Source organism: Novipirellula aureliae (assembly GCF_007860185.1).
GTDB lineage: Bacteria > Planctomycetota > Planctomycetia > Pirellulales > Pirellulaceae > Novipirellula_A > Novipirellula_A aureliae.
In genome coordinates this window covers 60672-78476 of the sequence record NZ_SJPY01000008.1, presented here as the reverse complement: position 1 = coordinate 78476, position 17805 = coordinate 60672, and the positions used below count along the sequence as shown (strand labels likewise).

The window sequence follows — 17805 nt, the reverse complement described above, 5'->3', positions numbered from 1 at the left end:
ATTCGAGAAAGGGATATGCCGAGGTTGTTTTCCGACAAACCACAGACGACTTCCTGGCTGCATTGGAGAATGCGTTTTGGCACTTCGGTGGAGTGCCCAAGACAACCGTGATCGACAATCTTCGAGCGGCAGTCAACAAACCCTGATTGGTACGATCCCGAACTCGTGCCCAAACTGCGTGCATTCGAAAAACACTACGGCACCACGATCCTACCGACAAGACCTTACACGCCCCGTCATAAAGGCAAGGTGGAACGCGGTGTTGATTATGTTCAAGAGAACGCACTGCGTGGACGAACCTTCGCCACCTTGGCTGAGCAAAACGATTATCTCTCGCACTGGGAAGCGACAGTCGCTGACTTGCGGATTCATGGAACGACTCGTAAGCAAGTTCGCGCACACTTCCTTGCATCAAAGAAAGGGGCCTTGATGATGTTACCACTTGAACGCTTTGCAAACTTCCAGGAGGCACGCCGTATCGTTAGTCGTGATGGCCACGTTGCGATTGACCGTGCGTTCTACAGTGCGCCACCGGAGTATGTTGGCCGCGAAGTCTGGGCACGTTGGGATGCACGAACTGTTCGTCTGCTCGACAGTGAACTCAAAACGATTGCCGTTTTCGCTCGCAGTGAGCAAGGAAAATTCAATACCAAATCTCAACACATCGCTAGCGAGAAGATCAACTCGATTGAGCGAGGTGGTTCCTATTTACTGCGAAAAACGGCGTTTATTGGCGATTGCAGCGCTCGTTGGGGTCAAGCAATGCTACGTGAAAAAGGGATTCGTGGGCATCGCGTGCTACAGGGGCTACTGGCTTTATCAAAGAAACATCGCTGTGACCAAATCGAACAAGCGTGTGAAATCGCCTGGCGTCATGGTGATTACCAGTTACGAACGATTCGCAAATTGATCGATCGTAGCGGGCCGGTACAAGAGCTGATGCCGTTCTTGGACGACCATGAGCTGATTCGTCCTCTGGCCGACTATGACCGCTATGTGCACGAGTGCGTGCAAGACAAACTCACGTATTGACGTGATACTCTCAATTGAACCTTTCAAGGAGGAAATGGACTAATGAATGAATCATTATCACGAATGTTAAGAGAACTTCGTCTCGGCGGCATGGCCGAAACGCTTGAAGTTCGGTTACAAGAAGCGAGAGCAAGCGGGCTAACACACCAGGAGTTCTTGGAGTTGGTGTTGGCCGATGAGACGTTGGTTCGCAATGACCGAAAGATCGATCGCGGGGTGCGACGTGCAAGCTTTCGAGATGTGCGTCGCCTCGAGGATTTTGACTTTTCGTTTAATCGCAGTATCGATCGTGCAAAGGTGTTTGAGTTGGCCAGTGGACACTTCTTGCGAAGTGCGAAAGACGTCCTGCTGTGTGGCCCACCGGGGACCGGAAAGAGCCACCTTGCGCAGGCCGTTGGTCATGCCGTTATCCGCTCAGGTGCAATCGTTTACTATCGCAGCATCTTCGACGTTGTTCGAGACTTCTTGCATGACGAGGCGATGGGCGGCGAAGAAAAGGTACTGGCTCGTTACTTGAAGCCGGACCTGTTGATCATCGATGACATGGGGATGAAGCAGCTGCCCAAACGCAGCGGTGAATATCTGTTTGAAATCATCATGCGTCGCCATGAAGTTCGCAGCACGATCATGACAACGAATCGTCCACTAGAGGACTGGGGCAAGTTGATTGGCGATGTTCCGAGTGCCAGTGCGATCTTAGATCGCTTCTTGCAATCGGCCGAGATCATGAAAATTACAGGGCGGAGCTATCGTCTGAAAAACAGTGGAAAAAAATCAAAAGGGGCCAAAGCGCCCCCCGGCTCCGCAGCCGAAGAAAAAGAATAGATCAGGTAAACTAACCAAATCCAAACCACCAATTTCAAAAGGGACCACAAGCGCCCATAGGTGGTCCCTTTTCAAGCGCCCAGTGACACTTCACGTGGGCTTTGGTTAAGATGACTGCAATTCTCAGCAACTAGCCCCACCTGGAAATCACAATGAAGCAAGACGAACGCACGCGAGCTATACTTGAGCGGATTCTCGGTGAATTGCTCACATTGCAAAAATGGGCGGGCAGATTCGACCTGGACGAAAACAAAGTGCTGGGTATCTGTAGAGGCATTGAAGCCGATGTCAATGAGTTTCTGGTTGATCCTATAAGCGAAAACGACCGCGAGGCGATTGATGACATTTTGAATGACATTGAATCGGGAACAATCTCGCCCGCAAAAGACGATGTTCGTCGTCGGCTTCGCGAGGCAGGTGTGAGTGAATCAAGTTTCTTGCGTTACGTTGACGTTTGCAAGCACTCGGGCGATTTTGGCGAGGCCGTGGAGGCAATGGCGAACGCGGGTTATTCATACGTACGAAATGCGTCCCCGAATAAAGAGATGAAGCCCAACTTTTTAGGGGCTACAACGTATGTTGAATTGGTTGACACGACAAAAAACGCAAAAAACATCGCCTGCCAACTACCAGTTATTCCCCGAATTGGCGAGTCCATTGAAGCGATCAATGGTGATTTGCAAGAAGTTGTTGATGTGCGGCACGTAGTAATTAAAGACGACGCTGACCAACGGTACGCAACTTCTTGCGTCTACGTCTACTATGCTCCGATTGAAACGACTGACGACGCGTCGTGACTCGGATTAGTCAAGCAATCCGACTTCATCCTGGCAACCCACCACACCTTAACGACATGCACTGTCACGATTCTGAAGATTTGAATATTCTGATTTCGCTAGACCCACCGATCAAACGTGCCACAGGTAATTTGGATGTAAATAGTTACCCAATACCGGTCTTAACTTCAAAACGCAGGCCCATACACTTTGTCACTCCATCGAAGTCCGATTCTCGACTCTAAATCCGCCAACGCCTTCTGTCCAGAGCAATGTGTTGAAGACCATTCTTGCTTTAAGCATAGATTTTGCTTCGTCGAAGACCATCTTCTCGCCGCCGATCAACCAGACGAGGCACAATTCGTTTTCAAGGAGCATTTTGTTGACCGACTGGCAATCGAAGAGTGCAAAACTTGGCCCATCATATTGAAGTGATGGGTCAATGAAGATTCTCTTCCCGCTGCGATCAACCCAACTGTCAAAACGGCCGCGATCGTAATCAAGCTGGAGCTTTTCGATCATGAACGCGGAAGGCATGTAGAGATTTAGATTAGTCGTGTCAGTGGATTGATCGCCACTACCCTGTTCCCATTCGTACTCCGCGTAGGGGACGGCATGGGCTGTCTTGATATTCCAACTCTCGTCCTGGGAGAGACGGTCCTGAATCAATACCGATTGATGCCAAGGATACTCGCGCAAATAGACTTGATGCCCAGTTGATGTCGAGACTACGAAATGCGGGTCAATAAAATTTTTGCTCTTTAGCTCCTTCTTCAGGAATCCAATATCTTGCTTCGACACGACGATCGAGTTAATCCTGAACCAGATATCACGCACCAGCGTCGAGTGATCCCCGCTGAGCGTTTGCTCTCGCCATTTTGAAAAACCTCGCATCGAATACCACTCGTTGTTCGATCGGTCCACGACTTTTGCGTGGCAGTCAAACTTAGGAAGGTCCTTGGGGTCCTCGCACCAAAGTCGCTTTGCTTCATCCGATGCGATCTTGAACGTGTAGTCAAACGGCCGCCACCAGACGCTTGCATCCCATTCACCAAATCCAGAATCCGATGTTTTGCGCAGCCAGTGGGTAGGATCTATGTCGCGTTCCCATGGCTGCCAAGGCCCACGGTAGTGCGATGGTTTGGGAGTATCTTCGTATCCTTCTTCATCTTTGTAGTGAACATTGTCTGATAGGTGTGCCAAGAATTTGTGCAGCGAAATTCTCTGATACTTCTTGCCAATCCTCTCGGTTCGAGGACGCCCGCGGCCATCATATCCGAGCGACTTCTCAAAGGAATCAAATCGCTCTGCTGTCCAGCCAAGTTCCATCGCATGCTTACAAACCCAGCGTTTGGCCCATTTTCGACTGAAGGACGCGAGAACATGGTCATGTCGCCAGAATCCCTGTGCCCAGCGAAAGCTCTCCCGCTGTGCTGCGTTCAAAGACTCGTTGAATGCTTGCCATGCGGCATCAACATCTTCTTGGCTGGGAGCATCTAAGTCATTTGCAGTGGGAGCCAATACGCTTGCATCCATCGCCTCAACTAGGGTCTCCCTAAGCTCGTCATTCACCTCGCCATCAACGAGCTCTTGATCCTCATAACTGGATAGCAGTTGCTCAATCGTGACATTGATGTCCTGAGCGCTGGACGCACCTGGTCGCCGCCATCTGGCTTCTTCCTTTTTGCGGGTAGTTTCTACTGCTTGATTGAACAACTCTCGAGACGCTTCCTCCAGGTCATCAACCATCCGCTCCAAGATTTCCGCTTGTGTCTCTGATTTCGCGACGCTGAGTGGGGTTGGTGACCATTTGTGAACTGAGTTCATCGTGTAGTTGCCGAAATCGTCTGAAAAAACGGAGTACTCAATCTTATTGCCGTACTTGTTGAACTCATTTGGATCAGGGTCCTCTAACGGCCATTCGCTTCTATAGGGAGGCCGGCATTCCTCAATCTTGACCGAATCGTCGAGACATCCCCTTGCTGCGGCAAGCTCAACGATTCCACGCGCGTAGTCGCGAAGCAAAACGTGCGGAGTTGCAAAGCCAGCGCTAAACAAATTGTCGAAAACGAATCTCGCTGCAATCTTTAACTCACTGTCTTCGACTGAATTGCAAAGTCCTCCGTAGCCTGCTGCATACAGCCTCTCCTGAAGGTAGAGATCGTCGATACCCTGAAAGGTGCCCAGTAGTTGGACAAATAACCCTGGGTATCGAGCAATCAGCCGCGCGGCCGCTTTTGTGGCTTGATCGCGCGTCTTTCGGTTTGTGGTTGTTGTGAACCAAATCAAAACAATCAGGGTGAAGTAGACTTGTTTCTCATCGGCAAACTCAAGATCACCGAACGTTGCCCATTCGATCACAGATCGAATTACGGACTCCGTTTGATCGTACTCCTCCTGGAAATCGTTCTTAGCAACGTAGACCGACCAAATAGCATCTCGATTCGGCATGTCATGCTTTGCCAGGAACTTGTGCAACAACTCAGCGTTCCAGGGATGGTCTGGTTCGATCGCGAACCGAATCATCAGATCAAACTTTTGATGCTGGACGCCAAATTCGTAAGGAACCAGTGAATTGAAGAGGTCGCGCGTTCGGTCGCTGAAAGACGAAGGGGAACGGAACGGTAACGTCTCGAAAAAGTAGTCGTCTGCCGCCTGCGGATGATCTTTCGTTTCATCAGGAAGTAAATCCCAGAACTCGACTCCAAATTTCTCTGGTACGGCAATCGCAAGCGCCGTCAATATTCCGTGGCATTGTCCATGACGCTTATCCGCGATCAGCTTTCCAAGAGGATGGCTCACTTCGAACAGCTCTGCCGGGTCACCAATTGCTCCCAGTAGTTGTCGAGCGACGAATTGATCGCAAAAGCGTTCATATGCAAATCGAACGATCGGTGCTGGGCGCAAACGGTCATGCTGATTCATCTGGTAGTCGATGTCTTCGGCCAGCGCGCCCTCGCGTAGCAGCGTTTGGAACAGAGACTCATTGGGGCTTACGCTAGTGTCAACCGCGTTAACGATTTCGGTCGCCTTGTCCCAAGGCAGGCCGAAAAGATGATCTGGATACATGGCGCCGGCAACTGCCTCAAGTGCTTTTTGACAAACTCGGTCGTTGATCTCCGTTTTTCGCTTTCTGCTGACGACTCGCTCAAGCGATTTTAAATAAATATCGAACAATCGAGTCGATCCTTGGTAGCCCTTCGGCCAATTCGTTTCGCCCATCTGCTTTAGCGCGGTAGCGCAAGTTTTCAGAAACAATGGATTGGAAAATTCCGGCGCTGAAATTGGCGTGGTTGGCTTTGCAATTCCCTGCCCAGACAAATAAACGGAGGCCGCCCTGTGCTCATGTCCGCGAAATCCTTCGTGCGTAACACGAAGCATTTCGCCGGTATCTACATGCTCGGGAACAAGTCGTTCGTCAAAGCGAGAGCGACAGCTTAAAGCCAAACTGATATGTGGAAACCGCTTCACATCTTCGAGGAAACCGACAAGGTGATCCATCCATTCGTCGCGACAGTTGCCTTCATTAATAGCGTCAACAAGCACAACCGCGTTGCCTCTTGAGGCTTCGCCAGCTGCATCGAGTGCACCAAGGACTACTTCATAGGAATGCCCATTAAGATCAAGCAGGTCCAACAAAACAGTCAGGGGATTTCCGCCTCGATAATGTTGTCCAAGCAACAGGACCGCTGGTCCCTTGTTCTGAACGTAACCCTTCGCAAAGTCGCAAAGCAAATGCGACTTCCCGCTTCCTGCTTCACCGAGTATCAGCACCGCAGATGCGACGTTCGCGTTAACAAAGTCGCTTTCCAAGAATCCAGAAAACTTGCCGAATTGCTGGAAGGCGAAGCAATACACTTCATCGCGGTATGAACTCGAATGCCTATCTGCTCGCTTGCTCGCCGCCTCTGACTTGCTGCAGGCTTTTTCAAACCCTCGCAAGGTCACCGCAACTTTCTCGGCCTGTTGTTGAATCCAAACGAGTCGATTCCGATCGCTCGATAGAATCACTGAGTTGACAAGACTCTTGAACTCGTCGAGCGTTTTTAGCACTGGAGCACGCTGGTCCTCGACGTCAGTTGACGGTTTAGTCGCCACGAAGGACGTCACATCTTTATCCCATTGAACGGCTGTGCGATTGAGTTCTTTCCAGAATTCTTCTCCATTAACCAATCCGTCCAGCGTCTTTGCGATAGGAAGATCGACATGAAATTCGGGAGTGTATCGTTCGCCAAGTGCTTTTTCTTGCTTCTCGAGACAGCGTTGTAGCTTTTCGCTAGTTAGCACTACCGAGTTGAACCAATACAAAGCTCGGCCAGAGTATTGCGGATCGTCCGACTGAAGAGGCAGCAGCATTTCGTGTGCGCCCCAATACTCAAACTCGACGCTCATGCCCCGTTCAGCCGCAAAGTCAGTCCATCTCTTGACGTACTCATTCCATTCATCGAGCACAGAAACCGTCTGTTTTCCACCTGGTCCTGTCGTTCGTGTATCTGTCCGATCCAGCGGCACGCACACATAGTACTTCCGCAGTCTCGGATGCTTCTTGATCGCGGTCTTGACGGATTCGTCGATCTGCTCCCACCTTTTTGGATTCACGCCGTCAACAAAGAACTTCGCCTGCCAAGCATGCTCTGAACCATCTTCGAGAATCCAATAGCATTCAACTCCTGCATCGCCTCCCGATCCTTCCTTGCGAATGAACGACCTTGCAGTCGCTGGCGGAGCTAGGTGCGCTAGCTGACAAACTAACTCCTCAAGCCCGCCTTGCTGACTGCCACCAAAGCATCGAATGGTTCTAAAACTGTTTTTGTCAATCATTGATTCGCCACACCGCCACGAAACTTTAAAAACCGCTGTCACAAGTATCAACGTTTTTACCTCAGTTTGAAACCGCGGTTCAAGTGGGTTTGGATTGTGATGAATACGGAAACCAGTTGGAGTTGTCGGGGAAGGCGAATTTGTGAAAGCCCAGTAAGAAGTCCGTCCATAAAGTCACTTCTACTCTACGCTGAGAATGGAAAGGTGTCAGAGAATGGAAAGGTGTCAGGACTCTTTACCAGCGGTTTGATTGGTATTATTCTATTGACATGCCCCGGAGAATGGAAAGGTGTCAGGACTCTTTACCAGGAGGAGAATGGAAAGGTGTCAGGACTCTTTACCAGCGGTTTGATTGGTATTATGCTATTAACATGCCCCGGCCTAAACGTGCTGACGAGAAAGATGCGATTTACCATGCCTTGAATCGAGGCAATGGCCGGTCGACGATTTTTAAGAAGGATGCAGATTACGAGGCTTTTGAAAACATCCTCGCCGAAGGTCTGACGCGGTCCTCCTGTCGCATTCTTTCCTATCAACTAATGCCCAATCATTGGCACTTTGTACTTCAACCCACTGTAGATGGCGGAATGAGCGACTTCTTGCGTTGGGTTAGCCTGACGCATACGATGCGTTATCATGCCCATTACAAAACCGCAGGGGAGGGACATGTTTATCAAGGCCGATTCAAAAGTTTTCCGGTTCAGGATGACGATCACTTCCTGGTTTTGTGCCGATACGTTGAGCGTAACGCGAAACGCGTCAAACTAGTGAAGGATGCCGAAGATTGGCGTTGGGGTTCGTTGTATCGCTGGAGTCGATCAAGTGAACCGTTGCCTCGATTGTTAACTCCGTGGCCGATTCCACGCGAAGCGAATTGGATTCGACGGGTCAATGAGCCTCTTGATGAAAAAGAAATCGATTCAATCCGTTGGTCGATCCGGCGCGGTAGTCCGCTTGGGGAACCAGGATGGGTGGAGTCAATCGCACGTCGCTTGGACCTTGAATCAACCTTACGCCCTCGGGGACGCCCGAAGAAAAAGCTACCAAACGAGTCTCGATTGCCAAGAAATGAATCCTGACACCTTTATCTTCCCGAAGAAAAAGCTACCAAACGAGTATCGATTGCCAAGAAATGAGTCCTGACACCTTTATCTTCCCAAACGAGTCTCGATTGCCAAGAAATGAGTCCTGACACCTTTATCTTCCCCTGACACCTTTATCTTCCACAAGAAATGAGTCCTGACACCTTTATCTTCCAAACGAGTATCGATTGCCAAGAAATGAGTCCTGACACCTTTATCTTCCACAGTTTCGTTTGAGCCGATTTGTTGCACGGGGCGAATCATTTCACGACCCAAAACGAGGAAATTCAAAAGTCGAGTTAGCGATTCATTCGTTTTCGCTTCCAAGCCGGGCATTCGCCTCGCGATAAAGAATCTTGGCCGACAGCCAGTCATGGGGCACCATCGGCAAACCGTCGTTGCGTGCGAGATTCAGTCGACGTTCGTTATCACCGAACCAAGCAACACTCTTGTCCATCCACACTTTGGCCTGGGCCTTATCGCCCTTTTCGTGGTATGCGATCGCAAGCACCAACCAGTTGCAAACGTGCGCATGCCAATCCCCTTTTTCGATGGATCGTTTCGCCCATGAAACCGCATCGTCCCAGCGGCCGGCCTGTAGGTGCGCCGCCGCAAGCGTATGCAGATGCCACTTTTGTGGGTCCATTTCAACGCAACGTTTCGCCGGACCGAGAGCTGTGGTTTCGGTTGAATTGAAATCCAATCCGAGCGCCCGCGCATACAAATATAGCGTCCTGGCCGAAGCAGAATCGTCGAGTCCGGACTCAAATTCCTTACAGAGTGTCTCGTAAGCATCCTGCTCGTCCGCCAGTAGCAGCACCGCCGCCAAGGGCAAGAATTTTTCGGCGTGATTATTTCTGAGAGCATAAACTTTTCGGTAGCTATGACCGCTTCTGTTCCACTGTTCAGCTCTCGCCTGAGTGTTGGCCAGTTCCTCCCAAAGTGTCGCATTCTCTGGGTCGTCTTGAACTCGTTGATCGAGCGAATCGATGACACTCTGCCAATTTTCGTCTATCTCGGCAGGCCCCAAGAGTCGTTCAAGTTGTTCTTGAAGCTTGGTTCCTCGAGCGTTCACCGAGACGACCTTCCCGTCAGCGCCAACCAGGATCGCTGTAGGGATTGCATGAATTCCATACTTCACGGCCATCGGGTGTTTCCATCCTGCATCTTTTTGAAACAGATTCGCCCAGGGAACCCTATTCCTTGCCAGATAGGATTCAAGTTTTGCGTGATCGGTATCGAGACTGATCCCGAGAACATCAAAGCCACGGTTTCGATACGCTTCGTAGCAACGCCGGACGTTCGGGGCTTCTGCGATGCAAGGGCCGCACCAGGTTGCCCAAAAGTCCACGAGCACGACCTTGCCCGTGTACTCTTGCCAGCTAAACTCTGCGCCCGAAAGCGTTTCGCCATCGAGTTCGATCGGCTTGCCGATCATGTCGAACTTACTCTGCAATCGGTCACGGTAGTTTAGAAGCGAGGCCGTCATCCGTTTCACCGTTTCGTCCTCAACAGACTGCAGCGTCTCAGTTGCGAGATCGAAGACGACGATCGCGTTATCGTATTCACCGAGCTGTTCGAATTGGCGACTCAGACTTGAGACAAAGGCGAGCACTAAACGCACTTTCAATGGATCATCGGCATCGGTGAGCAACCCACGAGTATCGTCCATGAGTTTCCGCCGCTCGTCCGATGTCATGGAATCGATTGTGTTTGATCGCTGCTGTAGCTCTCGAATGCGATTGACCAGTTTGATGAACTCCGGGTCGGGTCCCTTCGCAACGGATGCAATACTCTCGGGCGATTTCAGTTCAATTCCGACACTGGATTCCGCTTCAACCGGCACGTATTCCATTTGTTGTTTCAAATCATGAAACGTGACGTTCACCGCCGTCCCGGACGTGTTCAATGCATGAATTCCAACCGACACGGCGTTAGCGTTGGGCAGCGTTGCGGTTCCCATTTCATTCCACGATCCATCGACATCACGGACAAGTCCACGGATCACGCCGTCATTCATCTCAACACGTAGTTGGACCGGCTTTTCATTGTCGATTGGATAGTCCACGAATTTTGCCATCCGAACGTCCTGGCCGCCATGCCGCATCTCAAATACGACGTAGTGCGATGCTGAACCACGCCTACAAAAACTCGCGCGTTCGAGCCGCACATAATTCTTTTCGTCTTTCAAAACAGAGATTCCTCCTGAAACGAAGGATTTGCCACTCATCGTTTTGACATCAGGAAGATACAGATCGCCATCGACCGTGACTTCCAGTGCGAATGGACCTTCCATTGACTGGCAAACTCGTGGCGAGTTCATCTGACCTTTTTCCACATCAAGCCTATGGCTTGCTTCGCCCAGATTCATTTGCAGGCGATTCTTGCCGATTGTGAACGTGCAATCACCGTCAGGGTCGGACAAATGCCCCCAGCCAGAAATGGTGCCATAGACGTAATCCCCGGCTAAGGCGAAACTTCCATACAGTGTGATGAAAAACATCGTGACTGTTGCAAAGTAAGTTTTCACGGAATGTTCCTTATGATGAGACGAAACGGACGTAAAGAGTTAGGTTACCAAAATTCGGACCGTCGACCGATGAGTTTTTGAAAATAGGTTGATAAATTGATTCCGACCTGCGGCATCGCGGACTTGGCTGTCGGATCCGTACCGACGAGAGCAATTGGACAGATGCCCCCAGCCCTATACGACGCAGGCGACTCGTTCGCGTAGTCCAAACACCCAACGCGATTTCCACAACCGCACGATTCATAGGGCGATGTCTACTGCGACCAGCATGCGAGTCAAGAACCTGGCGACGAATTGACGGTAAACCTTTATCGGCTGCTCGCTGGTGTGGACCCGTTCGAATGCCGTATAATCAAACGCGTCGCTTAGCGTCTTTACGCGAAGTTGGCGAAATGGTCCTGATCTGATCAATACTCCCTCGGTGGTGTGGAGCTTTGCATCGCACGGGTTGCCAATGGGAGTCCGGTTCTGCGAAAGGGGTGCCGCTCAATGCAATCCCCTCGATGACCCGCCAAGTGGGCGTTTTAGAGTATTTATCGATCCCCCAATCACCTCGGTTATCGACTATGTTCTGTACTTTGTATTCTTCGCTTCTTGCCGGGATTGTCTCATTGGGTTTGGCGATCTTCTGGGCGACTCCTATCTTGTCCGGTGAAGGTGAGCCACTGCGGGTGATGAGCTTCAATATCCGCTACGGATCTGCGAAAGACGGAGATAACCATTGGGACAAGCGGAAACACCTCGTGGCGAAATCAATCGAGGAGTTCGCCCCTGATCTGCTCGGGACTCAGGAGACGCTCGCTTTCCAGAAAACCTATCTGCAGCAGCAAATTCCGAGATACACCAGCATTGGTGTGGGACGCGACACCGGAGGCGACGAAGGTGAGATGACCGCCATCTTCTATCGCACGGATCGATTTGAGGAGGTTGACATGGGCCATTTCTGGCTTAGCGAAACACCAGCGATTCCTGGTAGCATGTCGTGGGACACGAGTCTGACGCGGATGTGTTCTTGGGTCAAACTCCGTGATCGGCTTCAACCTTCGCTCCGTCCTGTCCTATTCATGAACACGCATTTCGATCATCGCGGTCCGCGGGCCCGCGTCGAGTCGGCGAAGTTGGTACGTCAACAAGCTTTCCAGATCGGCGAGGGTTGCGACATCGTCATCACTGGCGATTTTAATTCCGGTGTCGGTTCGGAACCCTATCGAGCGATGTTCGAAGCGGAATCGCCGGCAACCACGCCGACCGACACCTTTGCAGTCGCAGGCGATTCGAGTGCTGGCGAAGCGACATTCTCTGGCTTCCGGGCCGGGGTCACCGACGGCGGACGTATTGACTGGATCGCAGTAGCCGGCCAATGGACGATTCGGAGTGCCGGGATCGACCGAACGGACTATCAAGGCCGTACACCGTCGGATCACTACCCGGTAACCGCGACGATTGTTCGCAGCGGAGTTCCAAAGTGACCGACCACGCTTCGTTTCATCGCATGGTTCGCCGCACATGTTAGTCAAATTCGGAAGCGGTAATTCAGTCCACGATTTGGATTCGACTTTAAGACGGAGTGAAGCCCAAGGTACCGTCTATGATGATATAGGCCTGTACGGTCAGGCATCCACCATCACAGGTACCAAATACCAAAATCATGAATCGAGTCGTGTCGAAAGTCGACAAGACAGATCGAGTAGGTCGATAGGCAGCGTTGTAGGTATTTAGAACTGCTGAGTTTTTTCCGAATTTTGAGGAGACCGACGCAGTTTTCACAAAATGGTTCGACGCCTCGGGCGAATAACTAAAATGCAAGGTTCTTCAGCGATCCATGGCTAAATTCATCCATCCACTTTTGACACTCCTTGCATCGCTTACGCGGCAGGAACTTGCCCAGCAGATCCGCTTCTTGAAGGCGGAAAACCAGATTCTGCGCAGCCACCTTCCTCCGCAGCGCAGTTGTGATCCCCCAATGCTACGGTCGAATTCCACAAGAACAATGTCGTCTGGACTCAGCGGCTGGCCGGGCACTTAAAATGGCCGGGCACTTAAAATGGGCTCGCACTTAGAATGGGCTCGCACTTAGAATCGTATTCGCGAGCGGCATAGCCGATTGACGCTGACGCAACGGCAATCACATACTCACCAATAAACAATGATCCTACACGTTGACATGGATGCGTTTTATGCATCCGTTGAAGAACGCGAGCGACCTGAATTGGTAGGGCGTCCGGTCGTTGTTGGCGGTACTCCCGAGGGACGCGGCGTCGTGGCTGCGGCAAACTACGCCGCCCGGAAGTTTGGCGTACATAGCGCTATTGCTACGGCGACCGCATTGCGGCTTTGTCCGGGGCTCACTGTCTTGCCAGTTCGAATGAGCTATTACGCCGAGGTTTCTCGCCAAATCCGCGACATCTTTTTTCGGTACACTCCGCTCGTCGAACCGCTCTCGCTTGATGAAGCGTTTCTGGACGTTACCGGTTGTGAATCACTTTTTGGCAAGGCGGAAGAAATCGCATTCCGTATCAAACAGGAAATCAAGCAAGAAACGTCATTGGTCGCATCCGTCGGCGTTGCTCCGAACAAGTTTCTAGCGAAGATCGCCAGCGATTTACAAAAGCCTGATGGATTGGTTGTCGTGCGGCCCGATGAGATTCAATCGTTCCTCGATCCATTGCCGGTTGGGCGACTATGGGGAGTCGGGAAAGTGACCGGCGGCATACTGGATCAACTTGGCATTCACACGATCGAGCAACTTCGCGGGCTTTCGGTTGAAACACTCAGGCAAAACTTTGGTAGTCAGGGCGAGCATTTCTGGAAGTTGTCTCGCGGGATCGATGATCGAGCCGTTGTACCAGACCGTGAAGCGAAGTCGATCTCGCACGAAACGACCTTTGCCACAGACATCGTCGAGAAGGACCTCTTGCTGGCTAGGCTATCGGATTTGACCGAACAGGTCATGCGCCGATTGCGATGTCAGAAGAAGCAAGCGAGAACGGTCCACTTGAAGATCCGCTTGTCCAACTTTCGGATGATCACCCGTTCCCGGACACTGCCGAATCCCACCGACGTGACGGCCGAAGTTTGGCAGGCAGGGAAGGAGATGCTCAACAACGCCCTTTCATCAAGTCATTTGCACCTACGTTTAGTCGGCGTCGGAGTCAGCAATTTAAGCGACGGAAGTGAACCTCGGTGGGTGCAGCAGACATTCTTCGACGAAGATGACCAGGAAAGGCAGGAACACGCAAAGCAGCGAAAGCTGGATTCGGTTACCGATGCCGTGCGGGACAAGTTCGGAAGCACATCGTTAAGCAGAGGAAACTCGCGTCTTCAATCGCGAACGGCAGATCGCAAGGATTGATTACATATTAACTCAGTGCTCTCAAAGTAGTGCTGACCGTCTTTCGTACGAAATCATCCTCCGCGTCCAAGACCGTCTCTATTTCGCCGTTGCAATCCTGGCTTTGCTTGTTCAACTCGACAAATCCGGTCCCGAAACTCGCATTGCTTAGATTCCGCAACAATATCTAATGACTTGGCTCGCTCGGAAATGTTGAACGACTACCAGAAAACAAAGAAATGGCATAAGCTTAGTTGCACCATCACCCCACAGGCCGGAGGCCGAAACGATCCACAGGCCGGAGGCCGACACATCCGCTGCCGGTTGCGTGAGCCACCGGCAGCGGATATGTCCGCCTCCGGCCTGAAAACAATGCGACGTCGGTCGAGAAGGGCTCGCTGATTATCCCCGCAGCGTTCCATAGATGCGATCACTTGGCGAGCATTTAGCCGTAGTGGATCTTGTTAAAGATCCCTCGCAACAAGGATCTATAACTAGATCCACTACGAAAGCACCGACCATCAATCCCTTCGCAGTTTTGCTTCGCAATCTGCTTTTCCTGTTCATTGTTCTTATTCACGGCTTCCGCCCTTTCGCCCGCTACACTTATGAATGACGATCGCGACCAAATCGAAGCCAACCTACGCCTGCATGTCGATCGACTTGCGGAATTGATCGGCGTACGCACTTTGAAGAAGCCCAAAACGATGGAAGCAACCATCGGTTCCATTGAAGGAGCGATTGCAAATTGCAAATTGAACTTCTCCAAGCCGGTCGTCAAACTCCTCAAGCAATGACAAATTCGCGATTTTCATTTTGCAATGATCTCTTCGCAATCCAAACGATCACCAAGCCACCGATACGCCCGAAACGCTAGACTATCCCCGCATGACCGAAGTCACCATCGGCGTGGCTGCGGCGATGCGACGGTCACTTCGATAGCTGGATCGGCAATGGGCGTCACCACACTCCTTTCTTTTTGACCTTCACGCTTCAAACTTCGATGACGCTGTGTCGGGCGTTTGTTTTTCGGCTTGGATCAGCAACAGATATCGCTATTTCGTATTTAGTGCGTATAATCGTCGCGGAAAGGTAAAATATGAACATCGACCTCACCACTCCCGCGTTGCTTTTCTCAACCATATCATTGCTCTTGCTCGCTTACACCAACCGATTCTTGGCGTTGGCGACAGTGATACGGACGCTACACCGAGAGTATCAAAAGACACCAGATCCAGTGGCTGCCGCACAAATCGCAAACTTGCGCCTGCGGGTAAACTTGATTCGTGACATGCAGACTCTCGGTGTCGCGAGCCTGCTGTCATGCACAGTCTGCATGGGGTTGTTGTTTGCAGGAATGGTTTTCTTAGGTAAAGTCGTCTTTGCGATTAGTCTCGCTTTGATGGTCGGATCATTGACGATTTCACTCATTGAAATCCGCATGTCCATCGGTGCGTTGAATCTGCAGCTGAGCGATATGGAAAAGTAGAACCGTTTGCTGAGCGATTCTGGCTACCTGCGACTCAATCTCGAGTGGTATCCAAGGCTCCGTTTATTCGAGTTTGTCATACTTCGTTGCGACGCCCTTGGACTTATCGATCGGGTATCGCGTCGAATTGATTGCTAGCTTCTTCTCCGCCGCTTCCAAGAGATCAATATTCGCCACGTTCGCAAATCTTCCTGGGATGGTGACGTTGTCGAGCAAGTGCGCGTCTTTCAGGTCGCGGGATGGCGAGTCCGAACTGAGTGCCGATAAGTTCCATTGGATCGAAACCGAATGAAAATCTATCTTGACGATGAACGAACGACGCCCGATGCCAGTCTGCCGGATGCCACGCAGCGGTCTCACGACGACACGCACGCTGAAACCTTGGTGACGGTCGCAAACGAAACCACACTGGCCGCAGCCCGCGCTCTGGTCGTAGAAGGGCATCGTCCCTTGGCACTCAATTTTGCAAACGGCATCGAGCCTGGCGGTGGGTTCTTGCGGGGCGCGACGGCTCAAGAGGAAACGCTCTGTCGCAGCAGTGCGTTGTACGCCACGCTGTTCGACGATCCGATATACGCCTTTCACCGCGACAATGATCCCGCCGCTTCGAGCGACTGGGCGATTCTGTCGCCGGATGTGCCCGTTTTCCGTGACGATGCGGGAATGGAATGCAGCAAGCCGTGGCTGCTCAGCTTTTTGACATGTGCCGCGCCGTACGCACCGGCGATCGGTCGACTCGATGCCGAGTCAATGCTTCGCCGCCGTATTCAATGGTTGACGAATTATCGAATGCAGCGTTTGTTGGAATGAGATGGTGATCATGGTCACCCAATCAGCAAAGAGCCGATGGTTTCGATACCATAGAGCTCGCATCGACAATAGATCTCGTCGACCAGATGGCGATATCTCTCGGCAAATGGCTTTCCATACTTGACCTCGCAAGTTGCGACCGGGTTCAAGTATCCGCGAGGATCCACGGCCGAGGCCAACTTGGTGGCGTTAGGAATGATTGTCTGGAACGGGTCTGGTATCCCTGAGAAAGGGTCGCTTACGACCTCGCGGTGCAGTGCAACTTGTTCGCGGTAGAGTGTCCAAAGCGTTCCTAGCCCCTCAATTCTTGTGAAATTGAGTTTGTTCAGACGATTCACCAAATTTGCAGATCCTCGCACGGACAACTGATCCGGAATACTCGGAATAATGTAGCCGTCGGCAATTCTTAGAAACATCTTGACTTGCATCGCGATACTCGGGGGGCAATCGACGAGGACAAAATCGTATTCTTCGCGAACCCAGCGTTGCACCTTCCGCATCTGACGACCCAAGTGCGTCTGCAAATCCCGTTCGCTCGCGTACGATCGGCAAATACGCCTTGACTTTGAGACGCATCCGAAGAAGTCATCGATTCGGAAAGAGCATGGCACAACCGACAGGTTCTCGGCAGCCGATTGAACATTGGATGCATTTGGGATGGCGAACTCGTTGAGTTGGCTCGGCTCGAATCCAAGGTCTGCCATCTTTAGAAACATATCGTGAAGTGTCGCTTTTGACTTTTCCGCCTTCAGGATGCGTTGTTCACCAACAAGCAGTTCACCTGCCATGCTTTGGTGATCCGCGTCAATCACTAGCGTCCGCTGCCCCTGGTCTGCAAGCGTTTCCGCGATTGCGACCGTTGATGCCGTTTTGCCAACTCCCCCCTTTAGATTTATCATCAACAAAATGGGCATGGTGAGTGTCTCAAAGGCGGGAGGATTCAATAGATAATTGCAGGGGGGCATTCCACGACCGAATGTCCCCTGAAAATGTATCGGACGCACTGGATATCCACATTTCCTAAAAGAATACTCTGGATGCAAAGTCAAGCGTCAGAGGCTGCTATACGTGGCGTCATCACTATGATGCATTTAAATGATTTCACTACT

At 51.4% G+C, this 17805-nt stretch carries 12 protein-coding genes and 1 pseudogene; 10 read left to right on the top strand and 3 right to left on the bottom strand.

The genetic code is table 11. The features are described 5' to 3' along the window. Positions 1 to 165 precede the first annotated feature (165 nt). The 3 genes from Q31b_RS22680 (at position 166) to Q31b_RS22670 (ending at position 2654) form a co-directional block, all read left to right on the top strand. Positions 166 to 1032, top strand: a complete 867-nt coding sequence (locus Q31b_RS22680; RefSeq protein ID WP_146601955.1) for a Mu transposase domain-containing protein — start codon at positions 166 to 168, stop codon at positions 1030 to 1032. A 42-nt stretch (positions 1033 to 1074) separates the two neighbouring features. Beyond that, positions 1075 to 1857, top strand: coding sequence for an IS21-like element helper ATPase IstB (gene istB, locus Q31b_RS22675; RefSeq protein ID WP_231617773.1), 783 nt, complete (start codon positions 1075 to 1077; stop codon positions 1855 to 1857). A 152-nt stretch (positions 1858 to 2009) separates the two neighbouring features. Continuing rightward, the gene (locus Q31b_RS22670; protein WP_146601954.1) at positions 2010 to 2654 is read left to right on the top strand and encodes a hypothetical protein; all 645 of its coding nucleotides are present in this window, start codon (positions 2010 to 2012) and stop codon (positions 2652 to 2654) included. Between the two features lie 192 nt (positions 2655 to 2846). Here the strand turns inward: Q31b_RS22670 and Q31b_RS22665 are convergent, their stop codons facing one another. Further along, a complete protein-coding gene (locus tag Q31b_RS22665) occupies positions 2847 to 7454 on the bottom strand; it encodes an ATP-binding protein (protein ID WP_146601953.1) in 4608 nt (1535 codons plus the stop codon). 371 nt (positions 7455 to 7825) lie between these two features. On the opposite strand from Q31b_RS22665, the gene Q31b_RS22660 reads away from it, so the two are divergent. Beyond that, positions 7826 to 8533 (top strand): transposase, encoded by a 708-nt coding sequence (locus tag Q31b_RS22660; protein WP_146601952.1) that lies wholly within the window; start codon positions 7826 to 7828, stop codon positions 8531 to 8533. Positions 8534 to 8843: 310 nt separating this feature from the next. On the opposite strand, the gene Q31b_RS22655 is transcribed toward Q31b_RS22660, so the two are convergent. After that, the gene (locus Q31b_RS22655; protein ID WP_146601951.1) at positions 8844 to 11066 is read right to left on the bottom strand and encodes a redoxin family protein; all 2223 of its coding nucleotides are present in this window, start codon (positions 11064 to 11066) and stop codon (positions 8844 to 8846) included. A gap of 566 nt (positions 11067 to 11632) precedes the next feature. On the opposite strand from Q31b_RS22655, the gene Q31b_RS22650 reads away from it, so the two are divergent. From Q31b_RS22650 to Q31b_RS22620, 6 genes and pseudogenes are all read left to right on the top strand, one after another. Further along, positions 11633 to 12535 carry an endonuclease/exonuclease/phosphatase family protein gene (locus Q31b_RS22650; protein WP_146602124.1) on the top strand — a complete coding sequence of 301 codons (903 nt, stop codon included), beginning with the start codon at positions 11633 to 11635 and terminating at the stop codon, positions 12533 to 12535. 677 nt (positions 12536 to 13212) lie between these two features. After that, on the top strand, positions 13213 to 14418 hold the full coding sequence (dinB, locus tag Q31b_RS22645; protein ID WP_146601950.1) for a DNA polymerase IV: 1206 nt from the start codon (positions 13213 to 13215) through the stop codon (positions 14416 to 14418). A gap of 587 nt (positions 14419 to 15005) precedes the next feature. Further along, positions 15006 to 15194 carry a hypothetical protein gene (locus Q31b_RS29145; protein WP_231617772.1) on the top strand — a complete coding sequence of 63 codons (189 nt, stop codon included), beginning with the start codon at positions 15006 to 15008 and terminating at the stop codon, positions 15192 to 15194. A gap of 31 nt (positions 15195 to 15225) precedes the next feature. Further along, positions 15226 to 15339, top strand: a pseudogene (locus Q31b_RS29510) (peptidase M28); the annotation flags it as partial. A gap of 157 nt (positions 15340 to 15496) precedes the next feature. Then, positions 15497 to 15886, top strand: coding sequence for a DUF2721 domain-containing protein (locus tag Q31b_RS22625; protein WP_146601948.1), 390 nt, complete (start codon positions 15497 to 15499; stop codon positions 15884 to 15886). Positions 15887 to 16174: 288 nt separating this feature from the next. Next, positions 16175 to 16696 (top strand): TIGR02452 family protein, encoded by a 522-nt coding sequence (locus tag Q31b_RS22620; protein ID WP_146601947.1) that lies wholly within the window; start codon positions 16175 to 16177, stop codon positions 16694 to 16696. Between the two features lie 14 nt (positions 16697 to 16710). On the opposite strand, the gene Q31b_RS22615 is transcribed toward Q31b_RS22620, so the two are convergent. Further along, positions 16711 to 17610: a ParA family protein gene (locus Q31b_RS22615; protein ID WP_146601946.1), complete on the bottom strand. Its 900-nt coding sequence runs from the start codon at positions 17608 to 17610 to the stop codon at positions 16711 to 16713. Between the last annotated feature and the right edge of the window lie 195 nt (positions 17611 to 17805).